Annotated in this window: 20 protein-coding genes; 8 read left to right on the top strand and 12 right to left on the bottom strand. The window is 42.8% G+C overall.

Annotation, left to right across the window (positions count from 1 at the left end):
* Window positions 1-115: 115 nt before the first annotated feature.
* Window positions 116-694 (bottom strand): helix-turn-helix domain-containing protein, encoded by a 579-nt coding sequence (locus tag IM473_RS01010; protein WP_287657010.1) that lies wholly within the window; start codon window positions 692-694, stop codon window positions 116-118.
* A 237-nt stretch (window positions 695-931) separates the two neighbouring features.
* On the opposite strand from IM473_RS01010, the gene IM473_RS01005 reads away from it, so the two are divergent.
* Window positions 932-1,138, top strand: a complete 207-nt coding sequence (locus IM473_RS01005; RefSeq protein ID WP_004158486.1) for a hypothetical protein — start codon at window positions 932-934, stop codon at window positions 1,136-1,138.
* Window positions 1,139-1,264: 126 nt separating this feature from the next.
* Complete coding sequence (locus tag IM473_RS01000) at window positions 1,265-1,843, top strand: C40 family peptidase (protein ID WP_287657008.1); 579 nt, start codon at window positions 1,265-1,267, stop codon at window positions 1,841-1,843.
* A 378-nt stretch (window positions 1,844-2,221) separates the two neighbouring features.
* Here IM473_RS01000 and IM473_RS00995 read toward each other — a convergent pair whose 3' ends face one another.
* Together IM473_RS00995 and IM473_RS00990 are read right to left on the bottom strand one after the other, a co-directional pair.
* The gene (locus IM473_RS00995; RefSeq protein ID WP_008204906.1) at window positions 2,222-2,572 is read right to left on the bottom strand and encodes a Rieske (2Fe-2S) protein; all 351 of its coding nucleotides are present in this window, start codon (window positions 2,570-2,572) and stop codon (window positions 2,222-2,224) included.
* An 8-nt stretch (window positions 2,573-2,580) separates the two neighbouring features.
* On the bottom strand, window positions 2,581-3,162 hold the full coding sequence (locus tag IM473_RS00990; protein WP_287657006.1) for a DUF1997 domain-containing protein: 582 nt from the start codon (window positions 3,160-3,162) through the stop codon (window positions 2,581-2,583).
* Between the two features lie 849 nt (window positions 3,163-4,011).
* Between IM473_RS00990 and IM473_RS00985 the strand changes: the two genes are divergently transcribed.
* Window positions 4,012-4,437: a response regulator gene (locus IM473_RS00985; protein WP_287657004.1), complete on the top strand. Its 426-nt coding sequence runs from the start codon at window positions 4,012-4,014 to the stop codon at window positions 4,435-4,437.
* Here IM473_RS00985 and IM473_RS00980 read toward each other — a convergent pair whose 3' ends face one another.
* Window positions 4,438-4,620, bottom strand: coding sequence for a hypothetical protein (locus IM473_RS00980; protein WP_287657002.1), 183 nt, complete (start codon window positions 4,618-4,620; stop codon window positions 4,438-4,440).
* Window positions 4,621-4,907: 287 nt separating this feature from the next.
* On the opposite strand from IM473_RS00980, the gene IM473_RS00975 reads away from it, so the two are divergent.
* The 3 genes from IM473_RS00975 (at window position 4,908) to truB (ending at window position 8,636) form a co-directional block, all read left to right on the top strand.
* Window positions 4,908-6,479 (top strand): hydantoinase B/oxoprolinase family protein, encoded by a 1,572-nt coding sequence (locus tag IM473_RS00975; protein WP_287657000.1) that lies wholly within the window; start codon window positions 4,908-4,910, stop codon window positions 6,477-6,479.
* Window positions 6,480-6,617: 138 nt separating this feature from the next.
* Window positions 6,618-7,664 (top strand): tRNA (adenosine(37)-N6)-threonylcarbamoyltransferase complex transferase subunit TsaD, encoded by a 1,047-nt coding sequence (tsaD, locus tag IM473_RS00970; RefSeq protein ID WP_287656998.1) that lies wholly within the window; start codon window positions 6,618-6,620, stop codon window positions 7,662-7,664.
* Window positions 7,665-7,754: 90 nt separating this feature from the next.
* The gene (truB, locus tag IM473_RS00965) at window positions 7,755-8,636 is read left to right on the top strand and encodes a tRNA pseudouridine(55) synthase TruB (RefSeq protein ID WP_287656995.1); all 882 of its coding nucleotides are present in this window, start codon (window positions 7,755-7,757) and stop codon (window positions 8,634-8,636) included.
* A gap of 135 nt (window positions 8,637-8,771) precedes the next feature.
* On the opposite strand, the gene IM473_RS00960 is transcribed toward truB, so the two are convergent.
* The 4 genes from IM473_RS00960 to IM473_RS00945 all read right to left on the bottom strand — a co-directional run bounded on the left by IM473_RS00960 (window position 8,772) and on the right by IM473_RS00945 (window position 12,463).
* Window positions 8,772-9,044, bottom strand: coding sequence for a hypothetical protein (locus tag IM473_RS00960; RefSeq protein ID WP_002798928.1), 273 nt, complete (start codon window positions 9,042-9,044; stop codon window positions 8,772-8,774).
* A 101-nt stretch (window positions 9,045-9,145) separates the two neighbouring features.
* Entirely contained in the window at window positions 9,146-10,192 is a 1,047-nt protein-coding gene (hisC, locus tag IM473_RS00955; protein ID WP_287656993.1) for a histidinol-phosphate transaminase, read from the bottom strand.
* Between the two features lie 101 nt (window positions 10,193-10,293).
* Entirely contained in the window at window positions 10,294-11,514 is a 1,221-nt protein-coding gene (ispG, locus tag IM473_RS00950) for a (E)-4-hydroxy-3-methylbut-2-enyl-diphosphate synthase (RefSeq protein WP_287656991.1), read from the bottom strand.
* 34 nt (window positions 11,515-11,548) lie between these two features.
* Complete coding sequence (locus IM473_RS00945; protein ID WP_287656989.1) at window positions 11,549-12,463, bottom strand: alpha/beta fold hydrolase; 915 nt, start codon at window positions 12,461-12,463, stop codon at window positions 11,549-11,551.
* A 344-nt stretch (window positions 12,464-12,807) separates the two neighbouring features.
* On the opposite strand from IM473_RS00945, the gene IM473_RS00940 reads away from it, so the two are divergent.
* Together IM473_RS00940 and lysS are read left to right on the top strand one after the other, a co-directional pair.
* Window positions 12,808-13,377 carry a TIGR04376 family protein gene (locus tag IM473_RS00940; protein WP_287656988.1) on the top strand — a complete coding sequence of 190 codons (570 nt, stop codon included), beginning with the start codon at window positions 12,808-12,810 and terminating at the stop codon, window positions 13,375-13,377.
* Window positions 13,378-13,505: 128 nt separating this feature from the next.
* Window positions 13,506-15,227: a lysine--tRNA ligase gene (lysS, locus tag IM473_RS00935; RefSeq protein WP_287656987.1), complete on the top strand. Its 1,722-nt coding sequence runs from the start codon at window positions 13,506-13,508 to the stop codon at window positions 15,225-15,227.
* A 254-nt stretch (window positions 15,228-15,481) separates the two neighbouring features.
* Here lysS and IM473_RS00930 read toward each other — a convergent pair whose 3' ends face one another.
* The 4 genes from IM473_RS00930 to IM473_RS00915 all read right to left on the bottom strand — a co-directional run bounded on the left by IM473_RS00930 (window position 15,482) and on the right by IM473_RS00915 (window position 25,213).
* Window positions 15,482-16,498, bottom strand: a complete 1,017-nt coding sequence (locus IM473_RS00930) for a linear amide C-N hydrolase (RefSeq protein ID WP_287656986.1) — start codon at window positions 16,496-16,498, stop codon at window positions 15,482-15,484.
* A gap of 245 nt (window positions 16,499-16,743) precedes the next feature.
* Entirely contained in the window at window positions 16,744-23,526 is a 6,783-nt protein-coding gene (locus IM473_RS00925; protein ID WP_287656985.1) for a jacalin-like lectin, read from the bottom strand.
* A gap of 109 nt (window positions 23,527-23,635) precedes the next feature.
* Window positions 23,636-24,676 carry a lipase family protein gene (locus IM473_RS00920; protein ID WP_287656984.1) on the bottom strand — a complete coding sequence of 347 codons (1,041 nt, stop codon included), beginning with the start codon at window positions 24,674-24,676 and terminating at the stop codon, window positions 23,636-23,638.
* 78 nt (window positions 24,677-24,754) lie between these two features.
* The gene (locus IM473_RS00915) at window positions 24,755-25,213 is read right to left on the bottom strand and encodes a hypothetical protein (RefSeq protein WP_287690317.1); all 459 of its coding nucleotides are present in this window, start codon (window positions 25,211-25,213) and stop codon (window positions 24,755-24,757) included.
* Window positions 25,214-25,287: the final 74 nt, after the last annotated feature.

The raw sequence follows: 25,287 nt of genomic DNA, 5'->3' as shown, positions 1-25,287 counted from the left end.
TCGGGCTACATCAAATGTTCCAAAAAAATATAGAAGAGCTAATGCAAATTAGCCGCTATCGGTTGAAGGATTACATCAAAGGACAAAGAGCGATATCGCTTGCCCTATCTACCTTCTAGCTCGCTTGTCCCCCTCTCAGATAGATGACATAATCAAAGTGCGGCTTGATGATCGCAACTAAATTTAAGCTCAAGGCTGTTTTACCAATACCTTTAACACCAACAATGTTTATTAGATTACATTTTTCTTGAATAATTTTTTGTTCTAATTCCTTTAATTCTTCCATCCGACCATAAAAATTCTCAATATTAGGAGCATCACTTAAATCTTCATGATTAACAGTTTTCTCTTGATGTGAGTGCATATCTGAAGATGTGTCTCGACAAATATTGCCACTGTTAATTTGAATACCTTGAAAAATATTGTTTGAAGAATAATAACATCTTTCTATGGTTGCTTTTACATTAGATTTTTTTACTTTTTCTCCTACTGATTCAGATAAAATCTTCCAGAGTTTTCCCGCAGTATCTTTAATGTATTTTTCTGTGTATTGAGCTTCAGAGGCAATTTCAAGGTAACTTTTGCCTTGTATTGTGCCTAAGAGAACAGTTTTTTGCAAGTCATTAAGATGTTCTCCAATATGAGAAAAAATTAACTCATCAGCAATGTTAACAATCTCTTGAATATCAATCATACATTCTACTGGTAATTAACGCTAAGGATTATATCATGCTTTTTGCGTCTAAAAAAGTTTTTTCTGGCTTTTTTGAATTTGCTACAGTCTTTTTAAGGCTTTTATTCCAAGTCTTTTTAAGGCTCTGATGCCAATTTTTGAAGCTATGATCAGGGACATAAATAAGCAGTTCGCACTCTAAGCAGTGTTTTTAGGCACTGAACCCATTGTCTAGCTTAGATTAATTCGGGAATTTAGATGACGAACAGTTTATACCATTTAATCTTAATTAGGGAGGCAGGATTTATGTCAGGTTCCAGTAAAGACGCTATTGGACATTCTCTTAAGGAAGTGCTAAAAGAAGCGGCAAAAGGTGCTGCCAGCGAAGCTGGTAAGGTAGCAACTCAAAAAATTGTATCAGGAAAATCAAGCAAGTCTTCTGATTCTGGAAATAACAAGGATTAGTTTTCTGATCCAAAGTAATGCTAGAGTCATTCAAATATTTGCTATTAATCACAGCAGTCTTTTTGCTGTCTGTGATTAATATTTTATTGAGCAATCAGTTTAGCGAACAAGACACTAAGGAGTTGTATGAGTAGAGACAACGAATTAAAAATGACAGGTTATACTGACGGGAGTGGCAATTATCGTAGCTTCTCACCACAAAGGATTGTAATCGATCATCAAAGACTAATGGAGAAAGCAAAAAGTTCTCCTCCTAATCTGTTTCTATTGAATGTTGTTGCTTTATCTATTAATCCTATAGAGGTCGATCATGCTATTCTCTTAGATATCAAGGATACTCTTAAGCTACATGGAGATATAAGACGAACGGGAAAAAAAGTAGATGATTGTATGGTTTATCATTTTACTGGAGATGGGCTTCAATTTTGTACTTTAAGGGAATATTGCAATGACTATTATGATAACAAGAACACACATCCTGTTTTTTCAGTCGATGGAATTTGTTCTGATACTTCTGCTGCGAGAGAAAGACTGTTAAAATACGCAGAGACAAGCTATAGTACATTATCTAGCAACTGTGAACATTTTGCTTATGATGTTCTGACAGGAAAAAAACGCAGTCCCCAATTGTTTGCCGCATTAATGGGTGCGGCAGCAGTAGCAGTTGCTGGATTGTTTGCCCTCCGCGATGACGGGAATCGATAAATCTAAACTATCGATTTAAAATTTCAATTCACCAACTAAAGACGGTCTCTAAAAATACCTCATTGGTAGTGGAATGACACAACCAAGATAACCTAATAGATTTCAGGCTAAATTTTTATCTAGTCAAGATGCTCCTGTTTTCTAATAGACTGGGTTAGCTGTGTAATATTATCCCACTACCAAGTGATTTTGTTGATTAATAAGCACCCTTACCGAAAAGAACAATTCGCAGGGTTTCCACTAAGATATCTAGGTCTAAATTCAAAGACCAAGTCTGTATTGGGAATATCATCGGCCAATACCTCCACCGCACCGGAATCGGTGTTGGTTAAAGCAACTGCTCTTTAGGTTGCCCAAAACCCCCCCCTCGGTGAGCGGTTATGCGTCTATCCAGATGCTGCCGTCTTCGATGCGAAGGGGATAAACGGGTAAAGCTTGGGGTTGAGAAACTGCCGCCATCGCTTTGTTAACCACAGGGGGCCAAGTAATCCAGTCTTTGACAGCACCAGTACAGAGATCAAAAGAACTACGATGCCAGGGACAAACGATCGCGCCGTCTTCGGTAATTTTGCCCTTCGTCATCGATAATTTTAAATGAGGACAACGATTACCGACGGCGTGGAATTGACCGTTATTGTTAATCAACAGAATGGAATTTTCCCCCACTTTTACCACTTGACGGGCGCCGGGGGCAAGGGAATCTACAGATAATACTTTTGTCCAACTCATATTTTTATTTAACTAAGGGAGAGATCGAGAATCGTTTCGGGGTAATTTTGGGCAATAATATCCTGTTTAGCCCATTGTTGGTAATCTTGCAACAATTGACTCATTAAACGCTGTTTAATCCGCAATAAAACCCCTTTTAAGAGACTATTGCCGGTGATTTCTAACAACGGACGCGGGGTTAACCATAATGGCGGTGGTAGGGCGACTTTCACCTCAAGATTGGCTTTCCCCGCTAGATAGGTTTGATTATTTTTTTCCACAGGAGCGAGTTTGCCTTTAACATTGAGGCTAAAGCGATCGTTGATATAATCAATACCTTTGATCTGACAGTCTTCTGATTGCAAAAATATCGTCCCCTCAGAGGTGGCCCAGACATTGAGAATAACCGTGGGCTGAAAATAGTACATATTCAAGAAGTTTAGGGGACGCATTTTTAGGCGAAACCGATTCTCAGACAAGTTTTCCGTTAAGCTAGTCTCAACGATAGCCCGTACTAATCTTTGCGGTTGGCGCAGATAATGCTGAATCGGGATGGTTTGTTCAGCAACAACAATTTCTAGGGATTCGGCAGCGGTAAAAGTTACTTCCATACGTTGGTTATCTTAAATTTGTCTCCCTTCTTAATTTTACTTTACAAAACTTATGCTTTTCGACGGTCCAGATGTAGAAATTTTACCGCTAAGAGGGGACACAAACCAGATTTTTGCCCAAAGTTGGGCTTTTTTCAGTGATCAGTTATCAGTGGGGGGTTTTAAGTCAACAGTGGGGGAGAAGGGGAATTATGAATTATGAAGTGGGAAGAATAAATAAAAATAATCTCCTGACTCCTGAATTCTGTCTCCTGAAGACCGACTCCTGAATTCTAACCCAATGGTAGATGTTGGATTTTTGCAGGAGTTCTATTTTCCGACACAGATAAGCAAAAGTTATATATTGGCTCCAAAAACTTGAGAATATTTAAATTAACATTCCGCAATATTTACAAATTCTTAAAAATTAATTGAGAAAGATTTTTATTTAACAACGATGTTATGCTGATTACAGCGATTTTACTGAATTTCACGATGGGTCATTCTGTGCTTTTTTGGGCAGCAATGGTTGAAACCCTTGCCACACCTACAAGGTGATCCTAATTAAGACGGGTAAATTAGTCAATTTCACCAGCAACGATGATCTTTTTTTTGTGTAGTTTTATTGCAAAAAAAAAGTTTTTTTGACAAAAAGCACAAAGTGTGATATGAACCAAAGGTATTTCTGGCTGCCAGTAGTTATTGCAGAGTGGGAGTTGGGGAGAGGGGAGAAGAGAAAAGAGAGAAGGGAGTGGGGGAATTATGAATTATGAATTGGGGAGGTGGGGAAGTGGGAAGTATCGTGAAGTGAAGGACAAAAGATCAACAGGCTCTACAATGATAACAAGTCAGACCTCCAAGTAAAGAAAAATGATTATAATGAAGCCGAGAGAGCCAATTAAAGTCTTAATTGCCGAAGATCACGAGCTAACTTGTTTAGTACTCAAGACTTTAATTTCCAAGCAGCCGCATTGTCAGGTGGTGGGAATTGCTGTTAATGGTCAACAGGCGATCGCATTGGCGAAAATTTATCAACCAGATGTAATTATTTTAGATGTACGGATGCCTGTCTTAAATGGACACAGCGCCGCTATTCATATCAAACAATTCGACCCTTATGTCCGCATTATCGCCTATAGTTCCTTGGCAAAGCTTCCAATGGAAAAAAATAATCAAAGTACAGCCTTTGATCTATACTGCCCTAAAGATATATCTTCCCAAGCTCTGATCAAAGCGATCGATGACTTGGGAAAATTAGCACAATCGGACAAATCTCAATTCCGTCGAGTCGGTTAGTTAACTAAGTTTTTCTTCAGGAAAAGTTGCTTGAAACTCATCGAGTAATTCATCTAACTCCTCAAGAGCTTGATTAACATCTAATCTCAGACCCCCAATGTCGGGTTTATCGCGCAATTGCAGTAAATAATCCCGTTTATTAGCCATTTGTTTCACTTTATCGATCAAGCTGATTTTATCCATAATTCACCCTCTGGTACTGACTGCGATTATATATCAGTCAGCCCCTATCAGTGAACAGTGATCGGTGAACAGTGAACAGCCAGTGATCACCAGTAAGCTGTTGACTATCTAAATTACTCGTTAAGATTGCAGGGGAGCGCCAGAGCCGCGGAGCAGGGAGAGGCAGTTTGAGCATTTGTACTAAAATTTCCAATTAAATTCAGTACAGCTTAACTGATAACTAATCACTGATAACTGATAACTGATAACTGATAACTGATAACTGATAACTGATAACTGACTTTCCTATGTCCCCTCTCAATTCTCACCGCTCAGAAATAACTACCGTTGCCGATCCTATTTATTTAGAAATCTTTAAAAATCTCTATCAATTTATTGCCGAAGAAATGGGGATTACTCTCCAAAATACGGCAGCAAGTGTCAATATTAAAGAGCGCCTAGACTTCTCCTGTGCTATCTTTGATGAGGTGGGAAATTTAATCGCTAATGCTCCTCATATTCCCGTCCATTTAGGCTCCATGGCCGATAGCGTTAAAAGCTTAATTCAGGATAAAGGTGAGACGATTCGTCCGGGGAATGTTTATCTAGCTAATAATCCTTATAATGGCGGTACTCACCTGCCGGATGTCACAGTAATTAGTCCTATTTTTGACCGCCAAAATCAGGAAATATTATTTTATCTTGCCTCCCGGGGACATCAAGCTGATATCGGTGGAATTACCCCCGGTTCTATGCCTCCCCATTCTGTCCATATTAGCGAAGAGGGAATTTTATTCGATAATTTTTTGCTGGTAGCGGCGGGTAAATTTCGGGAACAAGAATTAATTAATCACTTAACTAATAGTCCTTTTCCTGCGCGCAATATCGCCCAAAATATTGCCGATTTTCAGGCACAAATAGCCGCTAATGCCAAGGGGGAAAGAGAATTACATAATATGGTTAATCGCTACGGATTAGCTATGGTTAAAGCCTATCAACAGTTTGTTCAAGATAATGCCGAATTAGCGGTTAGAAAAGCTATATCTGTCTTAAAAGATGGTGAATTTACTTATTATCTGGATAACGGTGCTGTCATCAAAGTCCGAACTAGCATAGATATTGATAATTGTCAAGCAACAATTGATTTTACTGGCACATCTGACCAGTTAAATAATAATTTTAATGCACCCCTGGCAGTGACAAGAGCGGCGGTTTTATACGTTTTTCGTACCCTTGTGGAGGAGGCAATCCCTTTAAATGCTGGCTGTTTCAAACCCCTCCATTTAATTATCCCATCTGGCTGTTTTCTTAATCCCGTTTATCCAGCAGCCGTAGTAGCTGGAAATGTGGAAACTTCCCAGGCAATAGTTAATACTTTATACGGTGCTTTAGGCATTCAGGCAGCCAGTCAAGGGACGATGAATAATTTCACTTTTGGCAACCAAGAATATCAATATTATGAGACTATTTGTGGCGGTTCTGGTGCGGGGGCAAATTTTGCGGGAACCGCTGCGGTACAAACCCAGATGACTAATTCCCGTCTTACCGATCCAGAAGTATTAGAAATGCGCTATCCTGTGTTAGTAGAAAGTTTTAGCATTCGCCAAGATAGTGGCGGTAAGGGACAATATTCTGGAGGTGATGGTGTAATTAGAAGAATTAAATTTCAAGAGGCTATGACTGCTAATATTCTGTCGGGTAATCGCCGGATTCCCCCCTTTGGACTAGCGGGAGGAAAAGCTGGTAAAATAGGACGTAATGCCGTGGAAAGAAACGATGGAACTATCGAAGAATTGCTCGGCACTGCTACTGTAGAAATGAACCCTGGTGATATTTTTATTATTGAAACTCCCGGCGGTGGTGGCTATGGAAATTGCTGAACGATAACTTTAATTTTAATTAAGTACCTAAGCAAAATTAAGTAAGTGGTTATAATTAAATTAAAGATGGATCCCCCCTTAATCCCCCCTTAATCCCCCCTTATTAAGGGGGGTGTCTGACGATTTACTGATTAATTCATGACAATTATCTTAGCGATCGAAACCAGTTGCGATGAAACGGCTGTGGCTATTGTTAACAATAACCATGTGTTGAGTAGTGTAGTTTTTTCTCAAATTGATCTCCATCGTCCCTATGGCGGTGTTGTGCCAGAAATGGCCTCCCGACAACACCTAGAAACCATTAATTTTTGTCTAGAAAAAGCTTGGCAAGAAACGGGGTTAAATTGGTCAGAAATTGATGGAATAGCCGCCACAGTTGCCCCCGGTTTAGTAGGTGCTTTAATGGTGGGAATGACGGCGGCTAAAACCCTGGCTATTGTCCACGATAAACCCTTTATCGGCATTCATCATCTCGAAGGTCATATCTATGCTTCCTATCTCGCTGAATCTGATCTTAAACCTCCTTTTTTATCTCTTTTAGTCTCTGGGGGTCATACCAGTTTAATCCATGTGCAGGCCTGCGGCAAATATCAACAATTAGGAACCACTAGAGATGATGCAGCCGGAGAAGCTTTTGATAAAGTGGCAAGATTATTAAACTTAAGTTATCCGGGTGGTCCGATAATCGATCGCATGGCTAAAGATGGTAATCCGCAAGCTTTTCCCTTACCTGAGGGTAAAATATCTTTACCAACCGGCGGTTTTCATGCCTACGATTCCAGTTTTAGTGGTTTAAAAACTGCTGTTTTGCGCTTAGTAGAGAAATTCGAGCCAGATAATTTACCCGTAGCTGATATAGCCGCTAGTTTTCAAGATACGGTAGCCAGAAGTTTAACCCGTCGGACAATCAATTGTGCCTTAGATTATGGCTTAAAAACTATCGCAATCGGGGGAGGAGTGGCGGCCAATAGTGCCTTAAGAAATCATCTGCAAACTGCCGCCAAAAATCATCATTTAACCGTCTATTTTCCGCCGCTTAAACTCTGTACCGATAACGCCGCTATGATTGCTCGCGCTGCTGTTGATCATTATGATCTTGGTCATTTTTCTGACCTTTCTCTCGGTGTTCGTTCCCGTTTACCTTTAAGCGAAGTTATGCAATTATATAATACGTCAGATTTTTAGCTATCAGCCGTCAGTATTCAGAATTGAGGAGATTGCTTTTATCTATTCTCCCCGTCTCCCCACTTCATAATTCATAATTGATAATTCATAATGTTTGGCTTTTTAAATCTCAATAAACCCCCCGATTGGACTTCTCACGATTGTGTGGCCAAAGTCCGAAAAATTCTTAAGACAAAACGAGTCGGCCATGGCGGAACTTTAGATCCTATGGCCACGGGAGTTTTACCGATCGCTGTCGGATCTGCCACCCGATTACTGCCCTATTTACCCGAAAATAAGGCTTATCGGGCAAAAATCCAGTTAGGACTCAGCACCGATACCGATGATATTACCGGAAAAGCGATCGCTACTTGTCCCTGTGCCGATTTAACTTTAGAGGCAGTTAAGCCCCATTTAGCGGAATTTATTGGCAATATTGCCCAGATTCCGCCGATGTATAGTGCTATTCACCAGGATGGTCGCCGTCTCTACGAATTGGCTCGCAAAGGGGAAATAATCGCAGTGGAGCCTCGTCAGGTCAAAATTGACCAAATTACGGTTTTAGACTGGTTAGAGGGCGAATTTCCGCAAATAGAGCTAGATATTCACTGTGGATCGGGGACTTATATCCGTTCCCTGGCCAGAGATTTGGGCAAGGTGTTAGCTGTCGGTGGCACTTTAGCCAGTTTAACGCGCACGGAAAGCTGTGGTTTTCAGTTAGCCGATAGTATTAATCTGGAAGCTTTAATGGCTAATTCTGAAGGTTTAATTTCGCCTCGCATTGCCTTGGCACATCTAGACTGGATTTCTTTGACATCAGAAAGAGTTATCGATTGGTTTCACGGCAGAAAAATTAATCTAACCGATACAAATGTTATGATCGGTTCTCTGGTTGCCGTGGAGTCTTTAGAAGCTCAATTTATCGGCATTGGTGAGATAGTTGTCCGAGAAGATGAATACTGCCTACAGCCTAAAATAGTTATTCAGCAATAGGGTTAATAATTAGGGTCTGCTGAAAAAGTTTTTCGTCGGGACAGGGTGTGGGGTGTGGGGTGTGGGGTGTGGGGTGTGGGGAGAATAAATAAAATAATCTCCTATCTCCTGACTCCTGACGACCGACTCCTAACCCTAACAACAGTTTTTGATTTTTACAATAGGTCTAGTATAAACCCACTGATTATGATTTTTTTTGGCCACGATTTTTTTAGAAGCGACCAAAGATTTTAGACAAAGATTGAGCATAGAAACGGGACGATTTAAGCGTTGGCTCAATTCTTGAACTGTGATTCCTTGGGGATAAAATTGCATAAGTTCAAAAATTTGTGCGCTAGTATTTAGTCCTTTTGTCGGACTAATAATCTTGATAGCCAAGGCTAGTAATCGGGAGAAACGACAGGCCATTAGACCCTTGTTTGTCGCTGCTTTGTTCCGATCAATCTAGCCTTTTTTTCGAGAAGTTATTAGGGTTTAAAATGCTAATAAAACCTTGACGGAAATAGAGATTAATTTGTTCCCATAATCTCTTGAATAGCAGATAAAAGACGATCAATTTCCTCATCAGTGCCGATAGAAATCCGCACATAATTCTGAATGCGAGGATGTTTAAAGTATCGCACTAATATCTGACGCTCTTTGAGTTGATTATATAACTCACTGGCACTAATCTGGGGGGGAGAAGCGAGGATAAAATTAGCTTCCGAGTCAAAAACAATAAATCCCAACTCGCGCAGAGAAGTAATTAAACGGCTGCGGGTTTGACGGACTTTTTGCCAAACTTGCTCAAAATAATTATGGTGTTTTAAAGCTGCTGTGGCTAAAGTTTGAGCGATGCGATCTAAATTATAGGAATCACGCACCTTATCCATCTGTTCGATAATGGCCCTGGAAGCAAAACCAAAACCGACTCTTAACCCCGCTAAACTATAACTTTTCGACATAGTGCGACTAATGATGACATTATCGTAACGGGAGAGAAAATCGAGATGATTGTCATCACTAAAATCCACATAAGCTTCATCAATTAATACCAATCCCGACGCATTAGCACAGGTTGCTTCTAAATAGTTGCGATCAAGATGTTTCCCGACGGGAGGATTAGGAGAAGCCAGAAAAATTAATTTCGCTTCCGGACAAATAATCGGTCCGGCTAATTCAAATTTATCATTAGTGGGAAATTCGATAATATTTGCCCCGTGTACCCGGGCAATTGTCTCGTAAAGGGAATAGGTTAAATCTAAAAAAGCGACACTTTCGCCAGGGTTAACAAAAGTTCGCAGGGCGATATTAAGGATATCATCGGACCCATTACCTGCGATTATCTGATCGGCTGTTATGCCGTATAATTCCGCCGCCGTTTGCCGTAACTCTTTGGAGATAGGATCGGGATAGAGTCGGACTTTCTCTAATTGCTCTGGCAGGTGGGAAAAAATTTCCGCCGGTGGGGGATAGGGATTCTCATTGGTGTTAAGTTTGGTAAATCCCGCAGTTTGGGGCTGTTCTCCCGGAGTGTAGGCGGGGGTTTGACGAACACAATCGCGTGTAGGTAGCATGGACTCTCTGGGGCGGCAATTTCTAGCAAGCTTTCTATTGTAACAAATCCTTGCCGATGATTGGGGGTTGAATAGATGTCAACCCCCAATGGTAAAACTAATTAGGGTTCTACCCAACGGCCATCGGCTTTAATTAAATTAATCAACTCGTTGACACCTTCACTTTCGGGGACCCGTTTAATTTCCTCGCGACCGCGATAAAGGGAGATATAACCGGCCTGTTTCCCCACATAACCATAGTCTGCGTCGGCCATTTCTCCCGGTCCATTGACAATACAACCCATAACGGCGATATCGAGTCCGGTGAGGTGTTGAGTCGCTCCCCGCACTTGCTGCAGGACATCTTCTAAATTAAAAAGAGTGCGACCACAGGAAGGACAGGCAACGTATTCGACCATAGTTTTCCGCAGTCCCAGGGCCTGGAGAATGCTGTAACAGACGGGAATTTCCTTTTCGGGAGCTTCCGTCAGAGAAACGCGAATCGTATCACCAATACCGTCCGCTAAGAGAGTGGCAATCCCGGCAGTGGATTTAATTCGTCCGTATTCCCCATCTCCTGCTTCAGTAACACCCAAATGTAGGGGATAATCCATACCTAACTCGTCCATGCGCTTAACCATGAGACGATAGGCGGCTACCATCACTGGCACCCGGGAAGCTTTCAGGGAAACGACCAGATTGCGAAAATCGAGGGATTCGCAGATGCGGATAAATTCTAAAGCCGACTGTACCATTCCTTCGGGGGTGTCACCGTAGGTAAAGAGCATTCTTTCGGCCAGAGAACCGTGGTTAACGCCGATTCGCATCGCTTTACCTTGATCTCGCAGAGAAATCACTAAAGGTTTCAGGGTTTCGGCAATTTTTTCGCCAATTTCATCAAATTCTGCTTGACTGTACTCGCTGCGGTCGGCTTTCGGTTTCTCGAAAACGTACAAACCGGGGTTAATCCGCACTTTATCGACGTGCTTGGCCACTTCTAGGGCGATTTTCATGCCGTTGTGATGTACATCGGCTACTAACGGCACGGGTTGATAGGTGGCGAGCAGTTTTTCCCTAATTTTAGCTAAAGCGGTGGCGTGGGACAGACTCGGCACGGTGACGCGGACAATTTCACAGCCGATTTCATGGAGGCGACGGATACCGGCCACGGAACCATCTATATCAAGGGTATCCTCGTTAATCATCGACTGCACGACCACGGGATGACCACCACCGATGGTAACGCTACCTACCCGGACGGGACGGGTTTTGCGCCGGTGAATCGTGGTGTCGAATTCGGAGGCAGTTGCGGGGGGGTTGAGCGTCGATTCCAAGGTTTGCATAGGACTATGACCAACAATCACTCTCCCTATTCTCTCAAAGAACAGCAACAGATTCTAGCCACTCTAATAAAATTGGGTTAAAACGGTCAGGACATTCATCCTGTAAACAATGACCGGCCCGTTCAAATTCTACATATTTAATCCTAGGATTAAGGGAGACAAAACCCTGCGCTAACTGGATGGGAACCATGCGATCTTGCTTGCCCCAACACAATAAAATCGGGATTTCTAAGCGTGGTAAAATTAACTTTGCCGGTGGACAATATTCGGGATGATTGACAGCTTGTGCCAGGGAAATAAAGGCCTCGGCTGCCCCCTCATCTAGGGTTGGGGCGGCGATAATTTGTACTAATTCGTCGCTAACGGCTTTCTTGTCTTCGTAGGCGATTCCTGTCCATTTTTTCAAGACTTGCGGACGACGCAGATAGTAAAATATCGGTTTTAATAGCCAAGGAGAAGTGAAAAAGTTCTCGATAGGAGTGACGATATTTAATAACCAATTGGCGATCATTTCCCGCCGACGGCTGACATCGGGTAAACTGAGCATAACTAATCCGGCTACCATTTCCGGATATTTACCCGCTAGGGCCATACTAACTAAAGAACCGATCGAATTTCCCACTAATACCACCGGTCTATTGATAAAAGTTTGCCAGAAATCGTGTATTTGTTCCACCCAGAGATTAACGGTATAGGGAACCTGCACTTTGCGCGAACCACCAAAACCTAATAAATCTACCGCGTAAACTCGATGATTTTGGCTGAGAATAGGAATATTATGGCGCCAATGTTCGATCGCCGCTCCAAATCCATGCAGTAAAATTAAAGGGGGATTATCGGCATCTTGGCGGTTTTTTGCCGGCATAAAACTATAACGAATTTGCCAACCGCGCCACACCCAATCCCGTTGATAACCGATGCGTTCTGTCCAAGCTGGTGAAGTTGTCACTTAAGTCAAACAATTAAGAGGGTTTCAGGAAATATCACTCTAAGTAGGTAGGAGTTAAAAATTATCAGATGCCCCCCTTATTAAGGGGGGACTAAGGGGGGATCGGCACCCCCCTTATCAAGGGGGGAAGGGGGGATCGAACCTAAAATCCATTTTTAATTTAATTATAACCAGCTACTTAGTTTTATCATACTGGTTTCCCCGTCGCTAACCCACAACCGAATAACATTTTTGTACTACTTTTCCCAAATATATTTAAATCTAGGGTTGATCTAGCCTATGCTAAAAAGAGGGGGATTAAAATCGCTCCTAGACTTTAATTGCAAATTTAGGATACTGCACAGATGGGCAATCTATTTGATGATGTCAGTCGCTTTCTTGAAACCCAACTGGAAGAATTTCTCAAAAGTCATCCCCAATTAGAATTACAGGCGCTGGTGGAACAACTGCGCGAACAGGAGCGCGATACTGCTAAACTGATTACCGCCCTAGAAAATGAGCGTCAACGTCTCGAACAGCAAATTTTGGCCACTGCCCAAGATATCCAAACTTGGCACGCTAGAATTGATAAAGCTAAGGCCGCTGGACGGCAGGACTTGGTTAAGGCTGCCAGTGAACGCGAGGCGGCTCTATTTCGTCAGGGTAATCAACTTTGGGGACGGATGGAAGGAGTGAAAAAACGTCTGACTCAATCCCAAGAGTTACTGCAACAAGTCCAACAACGTCGTCAGGAAGTGCAAATTAAAGCTGAAAAAGCCCCTAAAAATCAGTCGCGTGACTGGGAAACCAGTTTTTGGGATCAACCCCAAGAATCGGACTATCAGCGCTCGAACTACGATAATCTCGATCTAAAATTTAAAGAATGGGAAATGGAAGAAGAATTGAAAAAATTAAAGCGAGAAATGGGACGATAATTTTTCAGTGAGCAGTGAACAGTAAACAGTAAACTGATAACTCACATCTGATAACTGATCACTTGATCACTGATAACTGAAATCCCCAACACCTAAAAATTCCCCAGAATTGTTCCTCTTAGAAAACGATGGCATCTCAAGCACAAAATCCTGAAAATCAACCCTCCTCTACCCTCGAAGAAATCCGGGCCGCTCGTTTAGAAAAAGTGGCAGGATTGCAAAAAGCTGGCTTAAATCCCTACGCTTATCAGTGGAAATCTACCGCTCACGCTCAACAATTACAAGAGCAGTACGCTGACTTAGCACCGGGGGAAGAAATTAGCACAGAAGTAGCCATTGCTGGTCGGATTATTGCCCGAAGAATTATGGGTAAACTAGCCTTTTTTAACCTGCAAGATGAAACGGGAACGATTCAATTATACCTCGATAAAAAACGCATTAGTGAAACCATGGCCGCCGTGCCGAATGCCTTTAACACGGTAATTAAACTGACCGATACGGGCGATATTTTAGGAGCAAAAGGCACAATTAAACGCACAGAACGCGGGGAATTATCTATCTATGTAAACGAGTACGAAATTCTCACCAAATCCCTCTTACCTCTCCCGGATAAATGGCACGGTTTAACCGATGTAGAAAAACGTTATCGACAAAGATATGTGGATTTAATTGTTAATCCCGAAGTGCGACAAACTTTTCGCCGTCGCGCCCAAATTACCGCTGCCATTCGCAGATATTTAGACCAAGAAGGTTTTATTGAAATTGAAACTCCCGTGCTACAAAGTGAAGCGGGAGGAGCCGATGCTAGACCGTTTATCACCTATCATAATACGCTGGAGATGGAGTTATATCTCCGCATTGCCACCGAGTTACATCTAAAAAGATTGATAGTCGGGGGTTTTGAAAAAGTCTTCGAGTTAGGCAGAATTTTTCGCAATGAAGGGGTTTCTACTAAACATAACCCTGAGTTTACTTCCATCGAAATATATCAGGCCTATGCCGATTATTATGACATGATGGAGTTAACCGAAAACATTATTGTTAATGCCGCACAAGATGTTTTAGGTACGCTGAAAATCAGCTATCAAGACAGGGAAATTGACCTAACTCCGCCTTGGCGACGAGTGACTATGCACGAATTAGTCCAAGAAATAACCGGGGTTGACTTTAATAGTTTTGAGGATTTCGAGTCGGCTCGTATTGTCGCAGAAAATGCTGGTATTGGCGTTCCAGAGGACTGTAAAACCATCGGTAAGCTCTTAAATGAAGCTTTTGAACAAAAAGTCGAAGAAACCCTAATACAGCCCACTTTTGTGCTAGATTTTCCCGTGGAAATTTCCCCTTTAGCTAAACCCCATCGCTCAAAAACTGACCTCGTAGAAAGATTTGAATTATATGTGGTTGGACGGGAATTAGCCAATAGTTTTTCTGAGTTAACCGATCCCATCGATCAACGGCAAAGATTGGAAGCACAGGCACTCAAAAAAGCGGCTGGAGATTTGGAGGCCCAAGGCGTTGATGAGGACTTTTTAACCGCTTTAGAATACGGAATGCCCCCCACGGGAGGCTTAGGAATTGGCATCGATCGCCTGATCATGTTATTAACCGATTCTGCCAGTATTCGCGATGTGATTGCTTTCCCCTTATTAAAAAGTCAAAGTACAGCGATTAAATCTTTTGACTACGATGAGGACAAAAAAATTCTGAAAGTAGAATTTAATCACGGTGGTATCTATCTTTATCATGATCTACCTTTGGCAGTATATAAAGATTTTCAGTCTGCACCATCGAAAGGACAGTTTTTTGTCGGACAAATTCGCGATCAATACAGTTTTGATAAGGAATTGTAAAAGTTAGGGTCACTTCAGTTATCAGTTTCTGGAGGCAAAAGGCTCCCAGAAAAAATCTGGCAATTCTCCGTAAATTCTCAAAAAGTGCTGGTAGAGAAGCCATAACCTAGCTGCCAGGCAGCTAGGTTATGGCTCGAATCACCTCAGGTAAAGGTGGGATTTGCCCATCTCCTCCTAACCGCGAGCGGAGAAAATGCCAAAAAGAGAGGCCCAACTTTTTTTAGGCCGACAAAGGTATCTCTGGCTCGCCCTGACTAACTTTGCAAGCTAGGGGTAATATCCGTCGTCCAAACTGGTTGCTCAATCGAAATACCATTAGGTTTAACGGTTTCAAAATTAATCTTACTCAGATCGACGGAAAATATATTGTTATTAAACTGAGTAAAAAAGTAGTAAACCAAATTTTTATGATCTCGCACAACCCCCCACTGAGTATAATCTAATTTGCCGTCATTGACTTCCACTACTGAGCCTTTGGGAGTACCAAAGTTTTGTAAAATTCGCAGGGCCAAACCGACTGCTTGCTCCTGATTTTCTGGGGTATAGTTTTGAGTAGATTGCTGTAACATGGTCGCCTTAATAAAACGAGAAGGAGCCGTATAATCCCCAGGCATTCCCAAGCAACCACTGCCATTAATTTCCTGACCCCACCACACTTGAGCGTTATTCTTTAGACTCAAATTGACATAATTACTTAAATTGTCTAAGTGATAGGGATAGGGGGGAGCGTTAGTCATTACGCCATTAGCCGGTTCATAGGTCTGCATTTGCCCATTAGTAAACTCAATGACTAAATTAGCCCCAGTACTGTCGCTCACGACATAATGTAACACAAAACGCACGGGAATACGCTCGTTGATATTGAGTACTGTGACATTTTCTAGGGCAGATTTTAAAGCAGCAACACTGGCAAAATTCCCTAAAATCCAATCCCCTAAACAAATATTATAAATAGTGGGACTTTTAGCTGATTCTGAGGTGGGATATTGACTATCGGCTAACCATAATAACCCAACAGAAACCCCTGCTTCATTCAGACCATCGCTAATTTGTTTGACTCCTTCTGGACCACATTCCATACCTACATAACCGTATTGATTAGTCCATTTCAGGGGATTGGTTAAAGGCGTTACCACTACATCAGGAAAAGATTGACCCCGGGGAGTGACTTTGAGTTGGGTCATTAAATCGGCGGCGAAATCCATCGTGCGAGCGGTAATACGGTAGGGCGTATTAGCTCCTGTAGAAAACAAGGCCAAATTCGTACACATGATTGTTGTTGCTCCTAACAAAGACAAAAAACGATGAGAGTCAGGTGATCACGCTTAATTAGAGCGATAAAAGTCATTAAAATCAGCGTAACTAAGCCACTAATTCTGTAGTAAGAAGGTTAGTTTTCCTTGATCAGGCATTAATTAATGCCTGGGAATCATTAGAACCTAATCCTGTATATTTTGACATACAAGGAATGGTTTAAAAGCTGTTCAGGATTGAGAGTTCATGCAACCCATTGGTCTCACATAGGAAAGACAATCTCCAGGACAGAGGAAAAACTGGTCGATGGGCTTTGATCAGAAACAGCGGTGTTGACAATCAGCGTTGCAGCCGAGGGAGAAGTTTCATTATCAACAAGAGAGTAGTAGTTCAGCCCAGTCGCACCACAATTTACCAGAAAATGAAGTTTGTCATCAGCATAAATGGAAAAAGGTGAACCTGGAATTTGGCTATTCCATAAACTAACGGTACCAGCCGAGGGATCATAAACGTAAATACTGCCAATAGTATTATTCTCGGCTCCCGATGACACAGGAACCGTTCCGATAAGCAATGCCCCTTTAGGGAAACCATTCCCAGAACCACTGGGGGGGGCGTATGCCATCGATAAAATTAGCTGAGGTACACTCTCACTGCTGGCAGTCCAGATAATTGTACCCGGAGACTGTAGATCAGTCACCGAATTAGAAACCAGCTGCGTTTGGGTTGCTGTGTACACCAGCTGATTTGACAAACTTAAATCAGCAACCACCGTGGCAACACTATTGCTGGTGTACCCAATTAACCCAGTGGCATTGGGTAGTACCCCATTGTTAGCAGAGGAAATTGGAAAATAGAAAGAACCATTCTGGGAGCCTTGACATAATCCTGTGACAATTAAGAAGTCACTCAAGTCATTGCTGTTACCAGTAGTACCCGGAAGGCTCATGGTACCGCTCGAAAGGCTAATCAGGCTTAGAGATACGGCACAACCAGTTGACGAGTCGTAGTTTTTATTAGCTCCTTGGTAAGAAAAAGAAGGTACTCCCTGATTCCAACTAACGCTATAGGTGTAAAGATTGCCATTTTCGCCACCAACAAAGAGTAGGTTTAAAGGAGGATAATAAAGGATACTTGCTATTGCGGTATCAATGTTACTGGTATCCACCTTTGCTACCTCCGAAATATTGCTCGAACTGAAGCCAGTGCTACTAGAGGGAGGGTTACAGGAGTAAAGCCATAAATTGCCTGCTATTGAACCCACCAGAAAATAGTAAGGGGGACTTTCTTGTCCTGCGCTGAGAATCCACGCTAGTGTTGATGTCGAACTCCCTTGCGTGTCAATGTCGTAGGCAAAAGAACATTCGTATTCGGTGTTAGAGGTAGGTACAATTTGACCGACTCCAATACCATTGGTAGTCGCACAAACAACAAGGGTACCAAAATAGTTTACGGATCCAGTGAAAGCCTGAACACTTTGATTGTAGGGAAACGAAATTGCAGTACTGTAAGTTGAAATTGCTCCTGAATAAGTACCCGATTCAGGCGTTTCTGGGGCAACTATTTGTAAAGTCCCGGTAAAGCTATTCAGACCACTGCCATTTATGGAAAAGGTTAAGCTTGCTGATGACCAATTACCCCCGGTTGCAGGCCAAGTTAACAAGGATGTAGAGGGATCAAAACTCCAGCCATTAATCAGGGAACCATCAAGATATACTTGAACACTGGACGATTCCGTATCTAGACTAATAGTTAATTGCGGCGGGACTGCCCAGGGCGAATAAGTGGTTTGGGTATAATTTCCGAGCCATGGCACTAGACCCACCGAAATAGGCGACCAAGTGGCAGGAGAAAATGTCAAACACACCGCTTGCAACTGGTTGAGATAATCTCCGCTGCTGCCTTGAAAACCGATGAGGGTCGAACCGGAAGGAACACTCCAACTGCCCTTGCTGGCTGATTGACAGTCAGTAGGCACCAGTAAAGAGGTTTGACCAAAGTTGGTACTAAATTGCAGTGCGTTGACATAATCACCGGCGAGGTAGTTGATGCCAGTAATAAATTCGCCTTTCCCTAGATTCAGTGCTGGCCAGGCATTGACACTGGCACCGCCATGAGCAAATTGTTGCGTACCATTAAGCGTTTGGTAGGTTGTGCCGATTTGATATACATAATCACTGCCCCAGATGGATACTGAAATTAACACCGGCAATTGGCTTAACGGTATCGGCGTAGGATTACTGGTGTTATTGCTACAAGTCGCTGTGGTGACAGTGCCGCCGTTTATGGTTTCGCAGCTAATGGCAATTTGGCTGTTGATGTCCCAGAAATCGGTATTTGCTGGCTTACTGCCCCAGATTGGGCTAGTAGTAACACGGTAGTTAACACTGGGTACGCCGTTTATAATACTTTGCGGCATAGTAAGTGCAGGGGAAGCACCAAATGGGTTGAGTACCAAAGCGGTTTGCTGTGTCCGTAGTGTTTGATAATCACTGTTAAGCTGGGTGCATTTTAAGACAAACTCCCCGTCCGAGTAGTCGTAGCGTTGATAAAAATCGGCAACGACCTGCATTTGGTTGTTGATAGTGGCTATAGCACCCAGATAGAAAGCAATAGCGCAAGAAGTGTCACGATTATTCACCAGCGTTTGCCAACTGCTGCTGACTTTGCTCACCAGAGTCTCATAACCAGCAGTAGTGCGACTGAGTGCCACACCTAAGCCGGTGACATTTTGATCGCTCAGGCCCAAGGCAAAATCGATCAGGCTTTGGATAACCTCATTACAGGTCACGCTGTCAGCAGGATTGCTGGTGGTTGTGGTGCTGGTAGCATAGGGAATCGACAGCTTACTGATTTCAGGATTGAGCACTTTCATTAGCAGTGCCGCACCCTTATTGGTGCTAGAACTGCTGGAACTGCTGGAACTACTGACGCTGTTATAGGGATTAGGCAGCGGCGTATCACTGCCACGAATCAATTGATACGCATAGAAGTCGAGGGTCAATGATGACACCGCACTGGTAACTTGATGGGAAAAATTAGCACCTAAAGTCACCGGCGGTTCACTGGGTACAATCCCTTGTGCGCTTAAGCTGTTGAGTACCGATTGCTGTTCAGACAGGCTGCTGCATTCAAACACGAATAGTGCCATGTATTCCAGTCCTAACCCTACCGATGACACATAGCTATCGCCATAAGCGCTATAAAACTGCTCCGGTGAACTGCTCAACAAACTTTGTGCATTACTGGTTAATTGCGGAGTGCCATTGATGATCGGGCTGGTTTGTTCGTGGGAGACATAGATCACCAACGTTACCGCCAAATCGCTAATCTTGGCTGTACGCATGACTTTGCGATGCAGGGAATCACCGTCAGCGCCACCGCCAAAGGCGTATTTCAGTGTATGGGACACACTTTGACCGGAAGAACACACCTGATACCACTGTTTGCCGGTAGCTTTTTGAGCGCCGATAGTCAGCGCTGATAAATCGAAGGCGCTATTGGGCATGGCGCTATTGGTAAAGCTGTTAAAGCCAATGCCAACCCCAGTTACGGGTAGGGAAGGCCAAGGCGTGGACAGGTCATAAAGCAATGGTTTTGACCAAATTGATGGATTGAGATTGAGTAAAATCAATTGCAACTGATTCAGATACTTACCGCTAGAGCCTTGAAAACCGAGCAAGACTTGATTTTCTGCCGCTGTCCAGCTAATTTTGCCACCAGTGCTTTGAGGCGATAGCGGGTAAGTATAAGTCTGCCCCATGGTGGTGGTGAAGCTCAGCTGATTGATGTAATCGCCGCAAGTCCCGCCGACACTGCTGATAAATTCACCGGCGCGTAAATTCAGGCTAAAACTAGGCCCGCCACCGCCGCCGCCATGACTAAAACTTTGTACCCCTGCTGTGTAGCTGTAGGTTGTGGTTAATTGATCAATATAATAGCCGCTGTGTAACTCAATGCTGGCAATGGTTGGTAAGTCTTTTAAGGCAATCGGTGTTGGCGTGTTGTTTGCCGGATTACTGCCGTTAAAGCCTGGATTGCTGTTAAAAAATGCCTGGCCCGCACAAATATCCTGAAACGGACTAGAATTAACGCCACCCCATATTGCCGAGATATTGTTGAGGCTGTTACACGGCGCGACGGTGACACTATAATTAAGACTGGGCGAACCGACTGTTAACGCCAGAGGCGGATTGAGACTGGAACTGAGTGGGACAACTTCTAGCGGCGAGGCGATAACACTGTCAAGCCAGCTATTAAATCCATTAATGGCGCTGATGACGAGTCCGCTGTTGTTCTCAGCGCCCATGATGAAAAAGTCGATATTGACATCACCGTTGTAATTGTATGTTGTATAAACCTGGCTAATGGTCAAAATTTCTGCCCAAACGCCATAAAGCTGCGTCAGAGTGGGCGCAACTTGCAGTTGATAAGTCTGGCGATTGGTGACTATCGGCTGAAAGCTACTCAAAGCAGAACTAGGTAGCAAAGTTTCATAGCCCATAGTCATAAATGACAGCACACAGGGCGTATCAATGTCTTTAGCAGAAAAACTGCTCGCCGCCTGAACCAAATTTTCGGCATCGGTTTTGACATTACCAGTTATATTCGGCAACGTGAAACTACTGCTACCGATAACCTGTTGGTAACAGGTCAAATTAACCCCTTTAGAACTTTGTGCATTGCTCAAATCAGAACTTAAGCTGGCATTGAGGGATGCCGATTTAATCGACGCGCTGACACTCAAGGTTTTTTGCACCGTTTCCTGCACGGCACTGCTATCGCATTGAAACACAAATACTGCTACATACAATCCGCCGTTAACTGTAGCGCAGACAAATGAATCGCCATATTCGATGAGAAATTGCTCTGCGCTTAAATTAGCCAACGTGGGCGATAACGCGCATTGCGTATAAACTGGACTCGATGTCACCACACGGCTAATCAGCACCACGCTAACATCGGTATCGGTCACTTGTATGGTTTTCGTTGTGGTTTTGCTGTGGCTGAGTTTAAAGCCAAGAACGCCAATGGAAAATCCGGTGGTTTTGCTCAAAGTTTCGGCTAATGACTGGCGACTGGCGCAAATTTTAATGATTGCCTCGTTTTGCGCCCCCTGATTAACGCTGACACAAGCACTACTGTTCAGTGCAGAATTCGGCAAGCCGCTACCCAGAAAAGAGTTATAGCCCACCCCCAAGGTACTAACCGGCAGCGTGGTGACAAATGGCATTGTCTCAATCGATGGTGCTAACCATTTTGCTGGCTGTACAGAAATGCAAATTGGCTGCAATCCCACGAGATTATTGCTGTTGCAATATCCTTGAAAGCCAATCAGCGTCGCCCCCTGTGGCAAAGTCCAGCTAAAACTACTGCCGCTGGCGTTTGATGGTTGGGTGATGCTCTGATTAACACTATCGGTAAAACTCAACTGGGCAATCACGCCGCCGGAAACTTGACCGCTCATATTGCTGATATATACATGATTGTGCAAGCTATTGCCACCATCATCCTGGTTGTCACGGGTTAAAAACAGGGTTGCGTCATGACAGGAAGAGACATTAGCCGCGCCATGAGCAAATGGATTGCTATAATTCAGCGTGTTGTAAGAGGCATAAAACTGAGCGACATTGTTATTACCCCAGACAGTGATCGTATAAAGCACTGGAATATTAGACATTGCCGCCGCTATGCCGGTAGTTTGGCTGGTTATTCGCGAATAATTAAGCGAAGCACTTGGGCTATTATTACCAGAAATTGAGCCGTTAATTCCCGCATTCAGCGCTGTTGTGGCGGTAGTTGTGCTGCTGGAGGAACTCACCACGGAGCCGACATCAATATCCTGAAACGGCTCATTACTGGTATTGCCATACAGTGGCTGCGTCGGCACTAAATAATTAAATACTGGTGTGCCATTCATCAAGCTCAGTGGCGGATTCATTGAACTGGGAATGCTCGGTGTTTGCGTTGGATTACCAGCAACACTACTAATCCAGGCATTGACGTTGTTTATATCGCTATTTAACTGCTTTTGGTTGGTGATAAATGTGGTATCGCCGCTATAGTTATAAGCCTGATACGCGGTAGCAATCCACTGATACTTAGTGGCAAGATGCCCTAAATTTGTCACTGTTGGGGCAATATAATCGATATAAATTTGTCGATTAGTCGCAATATTGATAAATGAGGCGCTTAAGTTACTGCCAAACAGAGTTTCATAGCCAGTTAAGGCAAAATCAAACACTACTGGCGTATTTGCGTTCAAGCTCTGTGCAGCTGAAACTATGCTGCCGATAAAACTATTCACATCTGACCCAAAAGTCGGCAAACTGGCATTGCTGCCAACTAAAGATTGATAAATCTGACAACGCACAGTGGTATTGTTCAACGTTGCTGTTAAGCCAGCAATCAAATTCGCACCCACCTCTGGCGAAATATTATCGCAAACATTCACCGTTACCTGCGCTGTTAAAGCCTCCTGTAAACTGCGCTGGTCTTCTTGGGTTTGGCAAGAAAAAACAAAAACTGCGACATATTCTGCCCCTTCAGTCAATTCAGACACAAAACTATCGCCATACTGCTGATAAAAATTCAAGCATTCGGTTTGTGTTGTGGGTACAGGAATACTACTGCTTAATTGGCATTGACTCAGCGCTTGATGAATGTTCTCGACCCGCGCATAAACAATAACGCTGACCGACGTATCATTGATGGATAAGGCATTAGATAAGCTCAGGGTTGAACTTACCGACGGGTCGCTAAAGGTAGAATCGGAACTAGAACTAGAATCAGAAATAGAATCGGGACTGGAACTGGCTTTTTTTAGGTTAATCTGCGCCGAAACACCCAAGGAATGGGTAATGGTATTATTAAAGTCCTCAGCGGAATAACAAATTTTAAAAAAACTTTGGGAATCAAGTCCTAATTGAGTAACCGTTGGATTTGCTGCCAAAGCACTCGTCATTTGTTGGCCGGTAAAACAATTAAAACCAACGCCGATTCCGCTAATTAATTCGGTGCTATTAGGAACGCGAATAACATTCATGGCTTTTCTCCTGATTGATGTTTTGTAATGAAAGAAATTTTTAGATTGCCTCACCTAAGAAATCGGGTTTCTTGCAAGAAAAAGAAACCCAATTTCTGTTAAAAATGTCTTAACTCAAATTGTTCGCTATTGTATCTAATTCCTGCTGTGTTAAATTTAAAGCATCAGAGACATTTTGCGTGATAGGCCAGTCAATATCCAGCAGATTAAAATAAGCTTGAATGTGTTGAAAATAAGCCTCCTGAAGAAACTGTTTTACTGCCGTACTTTCTGTTTGAGAAAACACGCCACAGGAACCTTTCATGGCGTAAGTTGTGGGGTTAAGAGGCTGATAGTTACAGTTTTTGACTTTGTTAATTTGCTTCTCAACTATTGCCGAAATGGTTAAAGATTCAGGAATGTTACAGGGTTTGTAAAGAGATGGAATCTGCTTTAATTGTTGAATATTCCAGGCGTGGGGAACAATGTCTAAACTATTCCAGATTCGGCTAGATTGGTTAAGACCTGGCTGTGTGGTTCCGTAGTAATCGGAAAAGTTTTGATCTCCAGGAGTTGCTCCGGCGGAAAACTGTGTCTGTACAGTGACTTGTTTACCTGTGGGATTCCAGGTTTTTTGATTTTCGTAAAGCCATAACGCCATAACTGGAGATAATGCACCACCTAAACTGTGACCTGTGGTCATAACTTCTATTGGTTGATTGGGTTGGCTTTGAATTTCCTTAGTCAGAAATTCTAAGAGAGATAAATTCGAGGAATCTTTCATGTTTTGCAAAATTGTTATTCCTTCATTCGTCCCTTCAGAAATTTTGCCTCTTTCTGGATATTGTGTTGACCATACAACCATATTGCCGGTATCACAATCTTCCTGTAACCAGTCAAAAACAGACTTGGGGTTGGTTGCGGCGATTGCCACGACATATTGGGGGTTATTGGTTGCCGAATTTTGTCCTTTAGCTACATACATAATATTACCCCAGGTGGAACTGCCAGAAGGTTGGTAAATTACCGGTCCCCAAACCACTGTCCATTGACCAATTTTTGCCTGGACACTGGGATTAGCTAAGTCACTGATTATGGTACTACTGTCACTGATATTAGCAAACATCGAAAGACAGAAGATGATTTGTTGTTGATCGTAGCTAGGACTCATTGAATTGTCTCCTAAATTTAGCAATGGTTGTTTTGAGAATGATTTGAGAGGCTACTTCCTCAAGCAGTGGGTAAACAGTCAGTCTGGATAGACGTTCATAATAGACAGCCAAATAGTATCTGTATATTTTACTTTTTCTGTACTACCCAGAAAGATTTCAAAATAGGAACTACTGTTATAGACATGACGAATAATGTTACAATATTCGCTGTCTTCAATTACATCAAAATTCGCCGCTTTATTCGGAATCAAAGTAATAGACTGCATCCCTTGATCCGCTGCAAAACAAAGATGAATATCTAAGGGAGTTCCCCGCCAGGCTGGATCATCAAAGCCAAAAACAGAAAACAATCTCGCATTGGCAAACACTAGGGGAATATTGTAGGGTTTAAACTCAAAAGGAATCGTTCCTGTATAGGCTTCACCCTGTCTGTCTCCGACAAAACTACAGGGAAAATTATTAAAATTCCAGAGAAAAGATCCCTCCTCATTTCTGACGGTGATGACATAGGGATCTTTGCATCGGTATAAAACCATAGATTGATGATTTCCTTAAATATTTGATTGAGTTTTGTTAATGAAAAGGCGATCAAATCCTTAGCGCTCATTTA

The organism is Microcystis sp. M015S2 (genome assembly GCF_020245945.1).
In the GTDB taxonomy this organism is placed as follows: domain Bacteria; phylum Cyanobacteriota; class Cyanobacteriia; order Cyanobacteriales; family Microcystaceae; genus Microcystis.
The sequence above is the reverse complement of the archived record's forward strand: the minus strand, read 5'-3'. Positions and strand labels throughout refer to the sequence as shown.

What these genes read in the sequence shown, in the direction of transcription:
- IM473_RS00990 (WP_287657006.1), bottom strand. Translation starts at nt 3,162, where the DNA reads ATGGAAGTAACTTTTACCGCTGCCGAATCCCTAGAAATTGTTGTTGCT.
- tsaD (WP_287656998.1), top strand. Translation starts at nt 6,618, where the DNA reads ATGACAATTATCTTAGCGATCGAAACCAGTTGCGATGAAACGGCTGTG.
- IM473_RS00930 (WP_287656986.1), bottom strand. Translation starts at nt 16,498, where the DNA reads ATGTGTACGAATTTGGCCTTGTTTTCTACAGGAGCTAATACGCCCTAC.
- IM473_RS00920 (WP_287656984.1), bottom strand. Translation starts at nt 24,676, where the DNA reads ATGAGTCCTAGCTACGATCAACAACAAATCATCTTCTGTCTTTCGATG.
- IM473_RS00985 (WP_287657004.1), top strand. Translation starts at nt 4,012, where the DNA reads ATGATTATAATGAAGCCGAGAGAGCCAATTAAAGTCTTAATTGCCGAA.
- IM473_RS00915 (WP_287690317.1), bottom strand. Translation starts at nt 25,213, where the DNA reads ATGGTTTTATACCGATGCAAAGATCCCTATGTCATCACCGTCAGAAAT.
- IM473_RS00980 (WP_287657002.1), bottom strand. Translation starts at nt 4,620, where the DNA reads ATGGATAAAATCAGCTTGATCGATAAAGTGAAACAAATGGCTAATAAA.
- lysS (WP_287656987.1), top strand. Translation starts at nt 13,506, where the DNA reads ATGGCATCTCAAGCACAAAATCCTGAAAATCAACCCTCCTCTACCCTC.
- IM473_RS00975 (WP_287657000.1), top strand. Translation starts at nt 4,908, where the DNA reads ATGTCCCCTCTCAATTCTCACCGCTCAGAAATAACTACCGTTGCCGAT.
- IM473_RS00940 (WP_287656988.1), top strand. Translation starts at nt 12,808, where the DNA reads ATGGGCAATCTATTTGATGATGTCAGTCGCTTTCTTGAAACCCAACTG.
- truB (WP_287656995.1), top strand. Translation starts at nt 7,755, where the DNA reads ATGTTTGGCTTTTTAAATCTCAATAAACCCCCCGATTGGACTTCTCAC.
- IM473_RS01000 (WP_287657008.1), top strand. Translation starts at nt 1,265, where the DNA reads ATGAGTAGAGACAACGAATTAAAAATGACAGGTTATACTGACGGGAGT.
- IM473_RS00925 (WP_287656985.1), bottom strand. Translation starts at nt 23,526, where the DNA reads ATGAATGTTATTCGCGTTCCTAATAGCACCGAATTAATTAGCGGAATC.
- IM473_RS01005 (WP_004158486.1), top strand. Translation starts at nt 932, where the DNA reads ATGACGAACAGTTTATACCATTTAATCTTAATTAGGGAGGCAGGATTT.
- IM473_RS01010 (WP_287657010.1), bottom strand. Translation starts at nt 694, where the DNA reads ATGATTGATATTCAAGAGATTGTTAACATTGCTGATGAGTTAATTTTT.
- IM473_RS00960 (WP_002798928.1), bottom strand. Translation starts at nt 9,044, where the DNA reads ATGGCCTGTCGTTTCTCCCGATTACTAGCCTTGGCTATCAAGATTATT.
- IM473_RS00995 (WP_008204906.1), bottom strand. Translation starts at nt 2,572, where the DNA reads ATGAGTTGGACAAAAGTATTATCTGTAGATTCCCTTGCCCCCGGCGCC.
- ispG (WP_287656991.1), bottom strand. Translation starts at nt 11,514, where the DNA reads ATGCAAACCTTGGAATCGACGCTCAACCCCCCCGCAACTGCCTCCGAA.
- hisC (WP_287656993.1), bottom strand. Translation starts at nt 10,192, where the DNA reads ATGCTACCTACACGCGATTGTGTTCGTCAAACCCCCGCCTACACTCCG.